General features: G+C 63.8%; 15 protein-coding genes. 7 read left to right on the top strand and 8 right to left on the bottom strand.

Annotation, left to right across the window (positions count from 1 at the left end; all coding sequences use genetic code 11):
* Nucleotides 1-38 precede the first annotated feature (38 nt).
* On the top strand, nt 39-773 hold the full coding sequence (locus AB6802_RS24025; RefSeq protein ID WP_371012673.1) for a lysozyme inhibitor LprI family protein: 735 nt from the start codon (nt 39-41) through the stop codon (nt 771-773).
* A 28-nt stretch (nt 774-801) separates the two neighbouring features.
* Here the strand turns inward: AB6802_RS24025 and AB6802_RS24020 are convergent, their stop codons facing one another.
* Complete coding sequence (locus AB6802_RS24020) at nt 802-2,094, bottom strand: DUF4375 domain-containing protein (RefSeq protein ID WP_371012672.1); 1,293 nt, start codon at nt 2,092-2,094, stop codon at nt 802-804.
* Nucleotides 2,095-2,393: 299 nt separating this feature from the next.
* Between AB6802_RS24020 and AB6802_RS24015 the strand changes: the two genes are divergently transcribed.
* Complete coding sequence (locus AB6802_RS24015; protein ID WP_371012671.1) at nt 2,394-3,278, top strand: SMP-30/gluconolactonase/LRE family protein; 885 nt, start codon at nt 2,394-2,396, stop codon at nt 3,276-3,278.
* Here AB6802_RS24015 and AB6802_RS24010 read toward each other — a convergent pair.
* The 4 genes from AB6802_RS24010 to AB6802_RS23995 form a co-directional block, all read right to left on the bottom strand.
* Nucleotides 3,257-3,598 (bottom strand): antibiotic biosynthesis monooxygenase, encoded by a 342-nt coding sequence (locus AB6802_RS24010; protein ID WP_371012670.1) that lies wholly within the window; start codon nt 3,596-3,598, stop codon nt 3,257-3,259. The genes AB6802_RS24015 and AB6802_RS24010 overlap by 22 nt on opposite strands.
* Nucleotides 3,599-3,862: 264 nt before the next feature.
* Nucleotides 3,863-5,746, bottom strand: a complete 1,884-nt coding sequence (locus AB6802_RS24005) for an ABC transporter ATP-binding protein/permease (RefSeq protein ID WP_371012669.1) — start codon at nt 5,744-5,746, stop codon at nt 3,863-3,865.
* 85 nt (nt 5,747-5,831) lie between these two features.
* Nucleotides 5,832-6,155 carry an ArsR/SmtB family transcription factor gene (locus AB6802_RS24000; protein ID WP_371012668.1) on the bottom strand — a complete coding sequence of 108 codons (324 nt, stop codon included), beginning with the start codon at nt 6,153-6,155 and terminating at the stop codon, nt 5,832-5,834.
* Nucleotides 6,156-6,402: 247 nt separating this feature from the next.
* Nucleotides 6,403-8,094: a LysM peptidoglycan-binding domain-containing protein gene (locus AB6802_RS23995; protein WP_371012667.1), complete on the bottom strand. Its 1,692-nt coding sequence runs from the start codon at nt 8,092-8,094 to the stop codon at nt 6,403-6,405.
* A 221-nt stretch (nt 8,095-8,315) separates the two neighbouring features.
* Between AB6802_RS23995 and AB6802_RS23990 the strand changes: the two genes are divergently transcribed.
* The gene (locus tag AB6802_RS23990) at nt 8,316-8,927 is read left to right on the top strand and encodes a TIGR00730 family Rossman fold protein (RefSeq protein WP_371012666.1); all 612 of its coding nucleotides are present in this window, start codon (nt 8,316-8,318) and stop codon (nt 8,925-8,927) included.
* A 118-nt stretch (nt 8,928-9,045) separates the two neighbouring features.
* Here the strand turns inward: AB6802_RS23990 and AB6802_RS23985 are convergent, their stop codons facing one another.
* Nucleotides 9,046-9,936, bottom strand: coding sequence for a LysR substrate-binding domain-containing protein (locus AB6802_RS23985; protein WP_371012665.1), 891 nt, complete (start codon nt 9,934-9,936; stop codon nt 9,046-9,048).
* Nucleotides 9,937-10,054: 118 nt separating this feature from the next.
* Between AB6802_RS23985 and AB6802_RS23980 the strand changes: the two genes are divergently transcribed.
* The 4 genes from AB6802_RS23980 (at nt 10,055) to AB6802_RS23965 (ending at nt 13,320) form a co-directional block, all read left to right on the top strand.
* On the top strand, nt 10,055-10,345 hold the full coding sequence (locus AB6802_RS23980) for a muconolactone Delta-isomerase family protein (protein WP_371012664.1): 291 nt from the start codon (nt 10,055-10,057) through the stop codon (nt 10,343-10,345).
* Nucleotides 10,346-10,460: 115 nt separating this feature from the next.
* Nucleotides 10,461-11,231, top strand: a complete 771-nt coding sequence (locus AB6802_RS23975; RefSeq protein ID WP_371012663.1) for a pyrroline-5-carboxylate reductase — start codon at nt 10,461-10,463, stop codon at nt 11,229-11,231.
* Between the two features lie 288 nt (nt 11,232-11,519).
* Entirely contained in the window at nt 11,520-12,551 is a 1,032-nt protein-coding gene (locus AB6802_RS23970) for an L-idonate 5-dehydrogenase (protein WP_371012762.1), read from the top strand.
* Entirely contained in the window at nt 12,538-13,320 is a 783-nt protein-coding gene (locus AB6802_RS23965) for a glucose 1-dehydrogenase (RefSeq protein WP_371012662.1), read from the top strand. The genes AB6802_RS23970 and AB6802_RS23965 overlap by 14 nt, the downstream gene beginning before the upstream one ends.
* Nucleotides 13,321-13,330: 10 nt before the next feature.
* Here the strand turns inward: AB6802_RS23965 and AB6802_RS23960 are convergent, their stop codons facing one another.
* Nucleotides 13,331-13,831, bottom strand: a complete 501-nt coding sequence (locus AB6802_RS23960) for a DoxX family protein (RefSeq protein WP_371012661.1) — start codon at nt 13,829-13,831, stop codon at nt 13,331-13,333.
* Nucleotides 13,832-14,146: 315 nt separating this feature from the next.
* Entirely contained in the window at nt 14,147-14,587 is a 441-nt protein-coding gene (locus tag AB6802_RS23955; RefSeq protein ID WP_371012761.1) for a tetratricopeptide repeat protein, read from the bottom strand.
* Nucleotides 14,588-14,638 lie beyond the last annotated feature (51 nt).

Genomic DNA, 14,638 nt, shown 5'->3' with positions numbered 1-14,638 from the left:
CACCGCCGGTTCATGGAGTGGGGAAAGGCCGGCGGCCGATGATCTCAAAAGCGAGCAAGGCGAGCCTGGCGGCCGCGCCGTTGGCGATAGCGGGCTCCGTTCTGGCAGCGCTGCTGCTTTCAAACGGCGACGCCAAGGCGCAGGCCAAGCCGTCCTTCGACTGCGCCAAAGCGGCAAGCATGGCGGAAAAGGCCATCTGCGCCGATCCGGCTCTCGCGCAGGCGGATGCCGATGAGGCGAAGACCTACGCCGCCGCGCTGAAGCTGCTGGACGCCCTTGCCGGCAAGGCATTGCGCGAAGACCAGAGCGATTTCATCCGCTACCGCGACCAGATCGCCGCCTTCAACGAAGACACGCCGAAGGACAAGCGGACATTCGATCTTGGCGAATTCATACGCGATCGTGCCACCTTCCTCTCCGATATCCGCAAGCCGTCGGCTGCCGGCCTCATCGGCACCTGGAGCAGCATGCGCGGTACGGTCGAGATCAAAGCCGCAAGCGCCTTCAAGCTTGAAATCTCGGAGGAAGTCGCCGATCCCGTTTCAGGCAACGGGTCGTGCGAAATCGGCGGCACGGTCAAGATTCGCAAAGACCTGCAGCTTGTCGACACCGATGATAACAACAAGCCGACCGGGTTCAGCTTCACATTTCGCCATTCAGGCGACGCGCTGGTCGTGGAGCAGAACGGTGAGGGCAAGGACGGCCTAACGGAACCGCCGACATGCGGCGCCAACGGCCATGCCGACGGAACGTTTTTTCTGACGGAGAAATAACGCGGCCCATCGAGACAGTCAGACCAGATTAGTCGGCACCATCGGCTTCGGCGCGCGCAAAATGTTCTTCGATCTCAAGCCTATGGGCGTCCGCCAGCGGATCTTCGGCACCCGATCTCGAGAGCATGCTCCAGTTGGGAGCGGACAACAAAATCAACGGTCTACCACCAGCGGCAACTGTCCAACTGACGACCGATCCTCCCTCTCTCGGGACCAGCATCGATGGCAAGGCAACTGCTCCTGCCGTGTCTATTCCGCCCCTACGCAAAAGGAGGTCGAGGGCTGCTGGTGCCCGGTAGACTTCCGCCAATTTGATGACTGTTGTTATTGAATCAGCGCTGACATGCGACAGTTTCAGGCCAACACGAGGAGCATCTTCGCCAAATAGCTCATCGACGCTGTCGGTCGGACCGAGGTCGAGTTGCCTCTCCGTGCCATCAGCAGCGAGATACTGGTACGCAGCCGCATGTGTTGACGTGACTACGCACAAAAGCGCTCTGGCGGCATTGGTAACGACGGGAAAAACCATCTGCTTCTCGCCGTCTATGTCCAACATCGTTCCTTCGCCGACCCCGAGCTTAACCTCGGGGTGCGGCAACCCTGCACAAGCGAGACCGATGCCCACTTGAAGTCGGCTGGTCATCACTGCTTTCAGATGGAACACTGAGCGATGGCGCAACCGAGGTTCGCGCATGGGGTTAGCCATCACAACATCGAGAATGGCCTCTTGGCATTCGGCATCGTCGACAATCTCCAGTTCAGGCCACGAGGCGATCCACCCCACTGCGCGTGCAAGCAGTGGGACACTATCTTCCTCCTTGTGGAAAATATCGTCGAGACCATCGAGAAAATCAGCGCGTCCACCCTCAAATCCAGTCTGTTCCTCGGCTTCCCTGGGATGTTCCCTGACCCAAGCAACCATTTTCTCTAAAGCAGCCAAATGATTTGTTGCCCGCATTCCAGCCAGGGCCAAACACGCATCGGAGGTAATTTTGTCGAGGTGACCACGGTAGTTGCGGATAAATTGGCTATGGCCCCCATTATTTACTTCCAGGCCGTAGAGGTAAGTGTGAAAAAACTGCCTCGCCGACGCCGGTATTTCGTGATCTTTGTAGAGACCCTGATCAAACATTGCGTTCACGAAATCCATGACCGCCGTCACGAGATCAGCGGCATAGTTTTCCTTGGCAGCGCGCTCGACTGCCGAAAACGGGACAATAACTGAAGACACGTGCGGGCTGGCCACCGGCTGCTGAGAACGATCTGCCGAAACCGTTGCCGACTGCTGAAGCTTTTTCTTCCGCGAAAAAATTCTGAACATTCCAGCGGCCTTCTTAGCTACAGCAGAGCAGTACCGAGAGATCAGATTCCGTTGGCAGAATATCACCTGGAAGAGCGGATAAAAGGGAGCTTGAAATTCATTTTCACCATGTCTAGCTCGCTAATATTCTAAAGAACACCGACTTTGAGGCTGCTTGAGGAACTCAGTGTTGCGGCGGCTGAGTCGATTTGTTGCGCGATGCATGTCGGCAACGCGCGCCCTCGCCCGTCCTTGCTGAGGCAGCGTCATTCATGGACCGCCCGGGCCATGATGACGCGCGCAATGAGGAGCACCCACACATGCAGAAATCAGCCCTTCAAGCACGTCTCTTGACGGAGGGCCTCGCCTTCGGTGAATCGCCGCGCTGGCATGACGGACGTCTATGGATCTGCAACTGGGGTACCGGCGAGATCATCGCCGTCGATGCCGCCGGCAACCGCCAGATTATGCTCACCGTACCGGCTGTGCTGCCCTACTCCATCGACTGGTTGCCGGACGGCCGCCTGCTGGTTGTCTCAGGCCGCGAAGGTTTGCTGTTGCGGCAGGAAACGGACGGAACGCTCGTCACCCATGCCGATTTGCGCGACCTGTCGAAAAGTCCGTGGAACGAGATCGTCGTCGACGGGCGCGGCAACATCTATGTCAATGGCGGCGGGCCGGAACCGGCGCCGGGCGAGCATTTCGGACCGGGCACCATTGTGCTGATCACGCCTGACGGCACGGTTCGGCAGGTCGCCGAGGATATCGCCTTCGCCAACGGCATGGCGGTGACGCCGGATAACCGGACGCTGATCGTCGCCGAATCCCACGCCAGGCGGCTGACGGCCTTTGACATCGGCGAAGACGGGAGCCTTTCCAAGCGGCGCGTCTGGGCCGATCTCGTCAGCGATCATCCCGACGGCATCTGCGTCGATGCCGAAGGTTGTGTCTGGTATGCCGACGTGCCTAACCGATGCTGCGTGAGGGTGCGTGAGGACGGCGCGAAAGTCGATCGGGTCGAAGTCGATCGCGGCTGTTTCGCCTGCATGCTGGGCGGCGCCGATGGCAGGACCCTGTTCATCCTTGCCGCGCAATGGCGCGGCTTCGAGCACATGGTAAGCGACGCCCGCACCGGCCAGGTGCTGAGCGTCGCAGTGGCCTCGCCGGGAACCGGATGGCCTTCTTACAGCTCCGGCACGCGCTGATAGTTGGCGATGTCGGCCTTCACGCCGAGGCGCTGGAGCGTCTCCTGCGGGCTGAAGGCGATGCGCTCATGTGCGGCCTTGACGATCGGCACCACTTTGTCGACCGCCGCCTGGCTTTCCCATTCGACCATGGTGACGAGGTTGAACTCGCCCGGGCCGGAGAATTGCTCGAGCAGGTAGTCGCGCACGAAGCCGTCCTGCTGGCGCAGCAGCGCATGCGTCTGGAATACCTTGCTCAGAATCTCATCGCGCGCCTCGGCCGGCACGACGAACTTGTCGACCCGGAAGACGCTGCCATTGTGGTGATTGTCGGTGTTCATTTCATTCATCTCCGATTTTTTGCTTGCCTGGCAGGCGGCTCGGAGATGGTTTGCAAGCTCAAGGTAAGTTGAGGTCAAGGGGGATTTTTGGCGGGGCGGCTCATCCCCTTCTCTCCTTGTGGGAGAAGGTGTCGCCGAAGGCGACGGATGAGGGGTGTTCCAGCGGAGTGAGGCGTTGGTATTCCCTGGAACACCCCTCATCCGTCTCGGCGCTGCGCGCCGATCCACCTTCTCCCACAAGGGGAGAAGGAAGAGGCATCAGCTCTAGCTCACCTCCGCCGTCCTGCGCCGCACGACAACACCCAGCTCGTCGCTCTCGCGCGCGATGCGCAGGCGCTCCTCGGCTTCGGTGGCTTCGCGCTGGCGGTCCCACATCGAGGCGTAGAGGCCGTGTTTGGCGAGGAGTGCTGCGTGGGTGCCGCGCTCGGCGATCTGGCCGTCTTTGAGCACGATGATCTCGTCGGCCGAGATCACCGTCGACAGGCGGTGGGCGATGACGATGGTGGTGCGGCCCTTGCTGACGAGGTCGAGCGCCGCCTGGATTTCCTGCTCGGTGTGGCTGTCGAGCGCCGAGGTCGCCTCGTCCAGCATCAGGATCGGCGGCGCCTTGAGGATGGTGCGGGCGATCGCCACGCGCTGCTTCTCGCCGCCCGACAGTTTCAGGCCGCGCTCGCCGACCATCGAGCGGTAGCCTTCGGGCAGCTTCTCGATGAAAGGCCCGATCTGGGCGAGCTCGGCGGCCTTGCGCACCTCGTCCTCGCTGGCGCCGACACGGCCGTAGCGGATGTTGTAGGCGATCGTGTCGTTGAACAGCACGGTGTCCTGCGGCACCATGCCGAGCGCGGCGCGCAGGCTCGCCTGCGTGACGTCGCGCACATCCTGTCCGTCGATCAGCACCTGGCCGGACTGCACGTCGTAGAAGCGGAACAGAAGCCTGGAGATGGTCGACTTGCCGGCACCCGACGGGCCGACGATCGCCACCGTCTTGCCGGCCGGCACCTCGAAGGAAACGCCTTTCAGGATCTTGCGGTTTGCGTCGTAGGAAAAATGCACGTCGCGGAATTCGACCTTGCCGGCGCTGACGACCAGCGGTTTTGCGCCCGGCTTGTCGACGATTTCCTGCGGCACATCGAGCAGGTCGAACATGTGCTCGATATCGGTCAGCCCCTGGCGGATTTCGCGGTAGATGAAGCCGATGAAGTTGAGCGGCACCGAAAGCTGCACCAGCATGGCGTTGATGAAGACGAAATCGCCGACGGTCTGCGTGCCGGCCTGCACTTCCAGAGCCGACATGCACATGACGACAACCGTACCGATGCCGAAGATGACGCCCTGGCCGAAGTTCAGCCAGCCGAGCGAGGTCCAGGTCTTGGTCGCGGCGGCCTCGTAGCGCGCCATCGAGCGGTCGAAGCGCTCGGCCTCCATGGCTTCATTGGTGAAGTATTTGACCGTCTCGAAATTCAAGAGCGAGTCGATCGCCTTGGTGTTGGCATCGGTGTCGCTGTCGTTCATGTCGCGGCGGATCGAGATGCGCCAGTCGCTCGCCTTGACCGTGAACCAGACATAGAACCAGACGGTGATCGCCACCACGGCCACGTATCTCCAGCCATAGGTGAAGGCGAATATGCCGGCCGTCAGCGCGAATTCGAGGATGGTCGGCGCCGTGTTCAGCATGATGAAGCGCACGATCGTCTCGATGCCCTTGGTGCCGCGCTCGATGATACGCGACAGGCCGCCGGTGCGGCGCTCGAGATGGAAGCGCAGCGACAGCTGGTGCATGTGGACGAAGGTGCGGAAGGCGAGCTGGCGCACCGCATATTGGCCGACGCGGGCAAACAGCGCGTCGCGCAGCTGGTTGAAGCCGAGCTGGATCAGGCGCAGCACATTATAGGCGATGACCAGCATCACCGGCGCCAGCAGGAAAGCCGGCAGCGGCGGCGGCGTCTTGGCGGCGTGGGCCAGCGCGTCCGTCGCCCATTTGAAGAAATAGGGACCGGCGACCAGCGTCACCTTGGCGACGACGAGGAGCAAAGTCGCCCAGGTGACGCGGGCTCTGAGATCGGCGCGGTCAGCCGGCCACATATACGGCCAGAGATTGCGCAGTGTGGTCAGCGTGTCGGCTTCGGCGGATACGGTCTTTTCGGCCACAAGTCTTGCCTTTTGGGTGAGAGTGTCAGCGGCGCCAGAGCATGATGCCGAAAAGTGCGGAGCGGTTTTCGAGTGACATCATGCTCTATCCCGGAGTCGGGCAGCAGGTAGCGACGAGTTGGGTGAGCGAGGCCGAGACGCCGGCAAGTGCTGCATGGTCGACCGCATAGCGCGAGCGCTGGCGGTCGGCCTCGAAGCGCACGAGCCCGGCCTCGACCAGCACTTTCAGATGCTGCGAGACGGTCGATTGCGCGAGATCGAGGTGATCGACCACTTCACGGCAGGAACAGCAGCGGCTGGCCGACAGGCGCTTCAGGATCTCGATGCGCGCCGGATGCGAGAGCGCCGCCAGACGCAGCGCCATGGCGTGACTGTCGCTGCCGCAGCGCTCTTCGGGGGATTCGGTCATCGTCCATCGCCGATAGACGATGGAGCGGGATAGGGCAAGCTAGGCGGATGGGTAGATTTGTTCGAAGGAGACGCGCAGCCCTCTCGTTCGTCATTCCAGGGCGAAGCGACGCAAAGCGTCGCGTAGACCCTAGAATCCATGCCGGGATAGGTCTGCACCGTGGCATCGCCTTTATGTCACGGCATGGATTCTAGGGTCTGCGCGCGTCGCTTCGCTCCTTGCTCCGCCCTAGAATGACGAAGTGCCGCTACTCCGTCTTCGTCGGCGCCGTCGCCTGCTCGCCCATCGACTTCATGTCGGCGTCCTCGCCTTCCTTGGACTTGGACGGCACTTTGAACACCTGGCCCGGCCAGATGCGGTCGGGATCGCTTATTTGGTCCTGGTTGGCGAGATAGATGGTCGAATAGCGCACGCCATGGCCGTAGACGCGACGCGAGATGCGCCAGAGCGTGTCGTTGCGGCGGATGATGACGGCGCCGTCGGCATGTTCGAGCTTCGGCGCCATCGTTTCGGGCACGTCGGCCGACGGCGTCGCTTCCGCTGTCTTGGCCGGAGCCTCGGCGGTGGCTGCGGGCTTGGCGGCCTCAGCCGTCGCGGCGGCCGGCGCGGTGGTTTCGGCGGGTTTGATGTCCGTGGCTGCAGGCGCCTCCGCGGTGGCGGCCGGCGCCGGCGCCGTGGCCGGAGCCTCGGCGGGGTTGGCCTGCGCGGCCGGTTGCGTGGCCTCGGCGGTCTTGATCTCGGCCGACTTGGCCTCGCTCGGCTTCGTCGCGCCTGGGGCTACGGCGGCGACGGACTCGCCGGGCTCGCGCTCGAACGGCACGGCGGCACGGGCAATGACCTTGACGCCGTCATCGCCCAGGCCGTCGACATGGATGGTGTAACTGCCGACTGGGATGTCGCGCGTTGCCTCGATCAGGAAGTGGCCATCGGGCGAGGTCTGCGCGTCGCCGAGCAGGATGGCATCGGCATAGGCGCGCACCTTGCGGCCGGGATCAGCAGTGCCGGCGACGAAGATCTTGCTGCCGTCGATCTCGACCGCCTCGACAGCGATCTTGGGCTCGGCCGCGGTCGCGGCAGGCGCTGCCGGAGCGGCGGCCTGGCTGGTTGCAGCCGGCGCCGTTGCCGCGGGCGCTGCAGCCGTGCCGGCTGCGGCCGGCGCGGTCGTTGCCGGAGCCTGTGCCGCCGGCGTCGCCGACTGGTCGGTTGCGGCCGGGGCCGCCTGGTCGGTGGCGGCCGGGGCCGCCTGGTCGGTGGCGGCGGGAGCCGTTGGCTTGGTCTCGGCTTGCGGAACGGTGATCAGCTGCGAGGCCTTGCCCGGCTCCTCGACCATAGCCAGCACCTGGCCGGTCGAGCTCTTCGGCACCGAGACGACCGCTGTCTGCGCCGAGGCAACGGCGGTGCCGGCCACCGTCTGGCGCAAGGTGATCGTGTAATCGCCGGGCTTCAGCGGATCGTCGAGCACGATGGCGAAGGCGCCGTCGGGGCCGGACTGGGTCGAGCCGAGCGCGGTTCCACCATTCAGGATTTCGACCTTGGCGTTGGGCGCGGCATTGCCGGCGACGACGATCGAACCATTGCTTTCGACGCGCACGACATCGAAGCTCGGCAGCGCGGGGCCTGCGGGGGCCGGCGCCTGGGCAGCGGGCGCCGCGGATGAAGACGCCGCGGGAGCGGTCGATGCCGGCGCCATTGCATTGTTCGCCGGCGCCATCGTGTTGGCGGGCGCCATTGTGTTTGCGGGCGCCGGCAGGCGCGCCTCGGTCGTGGTGCTGCTGGACTGGGCCGGTTTGGCGTCGGTCTGCGGCAGCGCGGCGATCTGCGCCGGCTTATTGTCTTTGTGAATGTAGGGATCGAGCGCGCCCGACCCGTAGGCGACCGCCGCGACGACGGCGACACCGCCCGCCGCGAACAAAAACGCCTTAGAAGGATTGATAGCCATATATTTTATGCCCCCTTAGCCACCTAACGCCCGGTTTTGCGCGTTTTGCCGCCTTCGAGAAGGGGGTGAAACGCTCTAACTCTTTGTTTTGGCGCAATTCCCAACGGAAAACCGCAACGCACTTTTCCTGGAATTGCTCTAACGTGTTTTTTTCACGCTCACAAGAAAAAGCCCTTGCCCGGACTTGACCCGGCCAATCGGCCCCATCACCAATGATCCTCATGAACACGATTCGATCCGTCTGCGTCTATTGCGGTTCGTCTCCGGGCCGCGATGAAGCCTATATCAAGGCCGGCCATCTGCTTGGACGCTCGCTTGCCAAATCCGGACTGCGACTCGTCTATGGCGGCGGCACCAAGGGCATCATGGGCGCCGTTGCCGAGGGCGCGCTCAGGGCCGGCGGCAAGGTCACCGGCATCATCCCGCGCTTCCTGATCAACAAGGAAGCGACCGAAACCGCGCTCGACAAGCTCGACGAATTGCTGATCACCGACAACATGCACGAGCGCAAGCATAGCATGTTCGAGAAATCCGACGCCTTTGTGGCGCTGCCGGGCGGCATCGGCACGGTCGAGGAGATCGTCGAGATCATGACCTGGGCGCAGCTTGGCCATCACCGCAAGCCGATTGTCTTCGCCAACGTCAAGGGTTTTTGGGACCCCATGCTGGCGCTGATCGACCACATGTCGGCCGAGGGCTTCATCCACACCGCGCAGCGGGTGAAGCCGCTGGTGGTCGACGACCCCGAGGCCATCGTCGCCGCCATCATGGTGGCTGGATCGTCGGTCGACGCGCCGACGGAAGGGGTTAGGGCGGTGATAGATAAGATGTAGGGCAGTAGTGAGCAGTCAATAGTCAGTAGTGAGCAATTAGCTGACGACCTGCGCACTACTGACTACTGACTACTGACTACCCACTACTCACTACTCACTACTCACTACTCACTACTCACTACTCACTACTCACTACTGCCTTCCTCAAATCCCCCACCACCACCCTCCGATCCTGCCGCCGCCATGCCAGATGGATCGAGACGCTGCGTTTGAACCAGGGCAGGTCGCGAAAGACCAGGCCGGGCGGCGCGGCGTTTCGCAGGCTTTCCTGCACCGTCGCAAGGCCGAGGCCGGCGCTGACCAGGCCGAGCGAAGTCAACGGGTCAGCCGTTTCGTAGACGATGTCAGGCACGAAGCCGGATTCGACGCAGGCGGTCAGGAACTGCGCGCGGTTGGTGTCGCCGGGCTGGCGCACGACGGTGATCCAGACGCGGCCATCGAGATCGCCGGGCTGGATGTCGGCGACGTCGACCAAAGGATCGTTCTGCGGGATCGCAAGCACCAGCGGCTCGCGTCGCACCAGCGCGCTGTCGATATCGGGGGCGCCTTCCGGCGCCGGGGAATAGACGAAACCGAGATCGAGCACGCGGCTGCGCAGATCCTCGAACTGCACCGCCGTGCGCAGGCTGCGCAACTGCAAATGAAATTCCGGCCGCGCGCGGCGGAAATCCTTGAGCATCGCCGCGACCAGCCCGGCATGCACCGCGCCCTCGACATAGCCGATAACAAGGCTGCCGGTGACGCCGGTGGCGAGGTTGCGGCCGAGCTCCTCCAACCGCCTGGCATTGGCAAGCAACGCGCGGGCTTCGGCAAGAAAGGCCCTGCCCTCGGCATTGAGATGGACGCGCTGCCTGGCGCGTTCAAACAAAGCGACGCCGAGCTGCTCCTCCAGCTGCATGATCTGCCGACTCAAAGGCGATTGCGAGATGTGCAACTGCTCGGCGGCGCGGCCGACATTGCCTGCTTCGGCGACGGCGACGAAATATCTTATCTGACGCAGGTCGAGCATTTTTCGCTCCCAGTATTATCAGTCTGCAAACGTCTGAACTATAGCCTAATCAGTCTTGGACAGTCTGACCAGCCGGCGCGATACCTCCTGGCATCAACCAGCCACACAGGAGACCGCCATGCAGTTCTTTGCCTTGCTTACCCGCAACACCCAGAAGTTCAGCGACGCCGACTTCGCGCCGCTGCTGCCGCCGGAGTCCGAACAACGCAAGACGCTCTACGCGCAGGGCGCGGTGCGCCAGATCTGGAACCGGGGCGACATTCCCGGCAGCGGCATGATGTTCGAGGCGGCCGACGAGAAGGAAGTGCGCGGCCATCTTGCCACCCTGCCGCTGATCGAGGCCGGGATGATGGACATCGCTTCGGTCGTCCCGCTCAGCCCGTATCCCGGCTTCGGACCGAAGCGCTGAAGCCTGCTGAACGGGGCTGTCGCGGAAAGTGTTGCGACAGCCTCAGGGCCAGGCTTGCCCGCAACGGAACCGTCGCTATTGTCGCCGGCAATCCGAAACAGGGGCGGAATCATCCATGAGACTTGGCTTTGTCGGCACGGGCGCGCTGAGCGCGGCGATCGTCACCGGGCTGAAATCGCTGCCGGGCGACACGACGCCGGTGGCGATTTCGCCGCGCAACGAGGCGATCGCCGCCGAGCTTGCCGCGCGCTATCCGGATGTGCGCGTCGCCGCCGACAACCAGGCTGTGCTCGACCACAGCGACACCGTGATGCTCGCGGTGCGGCCGCAGATCGCACGCGAGGTGCTGCAAGGGTTGCGGTTCCGGCCGGACCATCACGTCGTCAGCCTGATCGCCACGGTGTCGCGCGAAGAGATCGCCGCGCTCGTTGCTCCGGCGACGCGCGTGACCAAAGCCTTGCCCATGCCGATGATCGCCCGCTTGCAGGGCGCGACGCTTATCTGCCCGCCGGACTCGAGCGTCGCGGCGTTCTTCGGCCGGCTGGGCGGCGTGATCGAGGTCGAGGACCAAAGCGAGTTCGACGCGCTCAGCGTCGTCACCGCGACCTATGCCGGCTATTTCAGATATCTCGACACCATCCATGCCTGGGTGCGGAGCCAAGGTGTAGCGAGTGACAAGAGCCGCGCGTACATCACCAGCATCTTCAAGGCGCTGGCCAATGCACCGGACACCGCCCCGGACGAAGATTTCATGCATCTTGCGCAGGACTATGCGACGCGCGGCGGCATTAACGAGCAGGTGCTGCGCGAGCTGACCGAACGCGGCACGTTCGAGGCCTTCACGCAGAGCCTCGGCCGCGTACACCAGCGCATCGTGGGCGAGTAGCCCGTTACTCGGCCGGCGCAAGATCCGGCATATCTCAGATCCGGCGCAATTTCGCCCGGCATGACACGGCTGCGACCGATCCATGCTCGCAAAGATGTGAACACGCCTCGCCGTCTCGTTCATGAGCGTCACTGGATATCTCGCCAAGGGGGACAGCAACCGGGGCACTCCGGTCGCTTTACCCAAGTGGTCCGATTTGTCGGATAAATCGTTGAACCGGACAGCGTTTTCCTGCTAGCCGTAGAAGCGCGGAAAATGCGGAGAGCCGGTTTGTCGCCTGTAGCCTCGATGCGCGCGGTGGTGCTGCGCCAGCCGCTCGATCTTCATGTCGAAGAGCGCGCGACGCCAACGCCCGGTCCCGGCGAGGTGCTGGTGCGCATCGAACGCGGCGGCATCTGCGGCTCGGACCTGCATTATTTCCGCCATGGCGGCTTCGGCACCGTGCGCATGAAGGAGCCGATGATCCTCGGCCATGAGATCGCCGGCCGCGTCGAGGCCTTGGGCGCCGGCGTTTCCGGCCTGGCTGTCGGCACGGCGGTGGCGGTCAATCCCGCCAACCCGTGCGGCGTCTGCGCCTACTGCCGGAACGGACAGCCGATCCATTGCCTCGACATGCGCTTCCTCGGCTCGGCGATGCGCACGCCGCATGTGCAGGGCGGCTTTGCCGAGCACCTCGTCTGCCGCGCCGAAAATGCCGTGCCTCTGGTCAACGGCTCCAACCCGACCGCCGGCGCCTTTGCCGAGCCGCTGGCCGTCACGCTGCATGCGGTGGCCCAGGCGCCGGTCTATGGCAGCCGGGTGCTGATCATGGGCGCCGGGCCGATCGGCACATTGCTGGTGCTGGCCGCGCGCTTTGCCGGCGCGCGCGAAATCATCATTACCGACGTGCAGGACAAGCCGCTCGCCTATGCGTCCAAAGCCGGCGCCGACCGCACGATCAATGTCGGCGCGCATCCCGACGCCATGAACGACTTTGCCGCCAACAAAGGCACTTTCGACGTCGTCTTCGAAGCCGCCGGCCAAGGCGCCACGGTGGCGAGCGCCCTGCCTGTGATCAAGCCGCGCGGCACGCTGGTGACCGTCGGCCAGGGCGCGACGGCGGAGCTGTCGATTTCAATGATCGTCAGCAAGGAAATCCAGTTGAAAGGCAGCTTCCGCTTCGACACGGAATTCGCTCTCGCGGTCGACCTGATCGGCTCGGGCCGCATCGATGTCGCGCCGCTGCTCAGCAACACGCTGCCGCTTGCCGAAGCGCGCAGAGCCTTCGAGCTGGCGAGCGACAAATCGCAATCGATGAAGGTGCAAATTGCATTCGACTGATTATCTCGGCCGCCTGTTCGGCCTCGAAGGCAGGCATGCCTTCATCACCGGCGCCAGCCGCGGGCTGGGGCTTGCCTTCGCCGAAGCGCTTGCCGGCGCCGGAGCGCGCGTCACCATAGGCGGCCGCAAGGCCGACGAGCTCAAAGAAGCCGGCGACCGCTTGCGCGCCGAGGGCCATGATATCTCGGAGTCGTTGATCGACGTCACCGATACGCAATCGGTCGACGCTGCCATCGCCGCGACCGAAGCCGATGTCGGCCCGATCGACATCCTGATCAACAATGCCGGCATCCAGCGCCGGGCGCCGCTCGAGACTTTTTCCGACGCCGACTGGGACGCGCTGATGGCGACCAATCTCGACGGCGTGTTCAAGGTCAGCCGCGCCGTTGTGAAGGGGATGATTACGCGCCGCAAGGGCTCGATCATCAACGTGTCGTCGGTGCAGAGCGTGCTCGCCCGCCCCTCGATCGCGCCCTACGCGGCAAGCAAGGGCGCCATCACCATGCTGACCAAGTCGATGGCCGGCGAATGGGGCCAGTACGGCGTGCGCGTCAACGCGATCGCGCCTGGCTATTTCAAGACGGTGCTCAACGCCGCCCTGGTCGCCGACGAGACATTCTCGACCTGGCTCACCGGCCGCACCCCGATGCGGCGCTGGGGCGATGTGGAGGAGCTTGCCGGCGCCGCCGTGTTCCTGGCGTCGGATGCGGCAAGCTTCGTCACGGGGCAGACGCTGCTGGTGGATGGCGGGATTACCAGCGTGTTGTAGGGCGCCAGCCTCATACCGGCAGGCTGGTCACACCTGTCGACAGATGCGGCTCGGATGGCGCGGCTGTGTTGTCCGCCTTAGCGCCTGCCCTGCCCTTCATCATCGCGCACAGCACGCGGTCGACGGAGAACCGGCCCGCGCCGCTCAGCATCAGGATGAACATGCCGCCGGCAATGGCCAGGTCCTTCTCGAAGTGCAGAAGCTCGTTCTGGCTGGCGAAGTTGGTGTGGAAGAGACCGGCCGTCATCAGGCAGAACAGGCCGAGCCCAAGGGCGCCGAGCCGCGCCAGGACGCCGAGCGCGACCGACAGGCCGGCGCCGAGCTGCAGCGCGATGACGGCGAGAAGCAGCGGCGCGCCGACGCCGAGCGCGGCCATCGCCTTCTGCGCGCCTTCGAAATGGGTCGCCAGCTCGACACCCTCATGCACGAAGAGCAGCGACAGAAGCAAGCGGCCGGCAAGCAGCACCGCATCCCTGGCGTGAAATTTCTCGGCGAGTTCGATCGGTGTCATGGTCGGCTCCAGTTTGGAAACAGGCAGGCGCCACGCGCCCTGAAGGACGCGCGCCTGCGTGCGCTTGGTGTTGAAAGGGTCGGAGCCGGCGCGAGGGAGAAGACGCCGGCTCCGGTTTTCGGGCGCTACCGCCGTGGCGCCCAAAAGTTTTATTGTCGACGTCGCCACCTGGTGCCGATCGCCTGCTGTAGGGGCGCGGAACCGGCGTGAGGGAAGAAAACGCCGGCTCCGCCAGAGCGGTTCAATTTCACGGAATCGCTGAACCGCTCTAAGTATTTATTTCTGCGCAAAACCTACTTGGTCACCTTGGTGAACCTACTTGGTCACCTTGGTGTCGATGGCCTGCTTGAGGTCCGAGAGTTCCTCGCAGCCCGCCGGGCAGAGCTTTTGCAGCGAGGCGAGTTGCTCGTTGGCCTTGGCCATGTCGCCGGTCTCGACATAGAGCTCGCCCAGATATTCGTGGGCGGCCTTGTGGTCGGGCTTAAGCTCCAGCGCCTTGTTGTAGTAGGTCAGCGAGGTCTGGTAGTCGCCTGTCTTGCGCAGTGTGAAGCCGAGCAGATTGTAGACATCGGCCTGCTGGTTGTCCTGCGCGAGGTCGCGCAGGTCGGCCAGCGCGCCCTTGTAGTCCTTGGCGTCGATCTTGGCCTTGACGGCCGTCAGGTCGGGCGCATCCGCGCCTTCGACGTCGTCCACGGCATAGGCCGGAACGGCGATGGCGATTGGAACCGCGGTCAGCACCGCAATGGCGCCGAGCATCGCGAAAAGTGCGTGTTTCATTGGAGTTGTCGCTTTCTGTTCAGGATCCGA

The sequence above is a fragment of the Mesorhizobium sp. RCC_202 genome (genome assembly GCF_041355295.1).
Lineage (GTDB): Bacteria > Pseudomonadota > Alphaproteobacteria > Rhizobiales > Rhizobiaceae > Mesorhizobium.
Note: the sequence above shows the minus strand (reverse complement) of the source record. Positions and strands in the feature narration are given on the sequence as shown.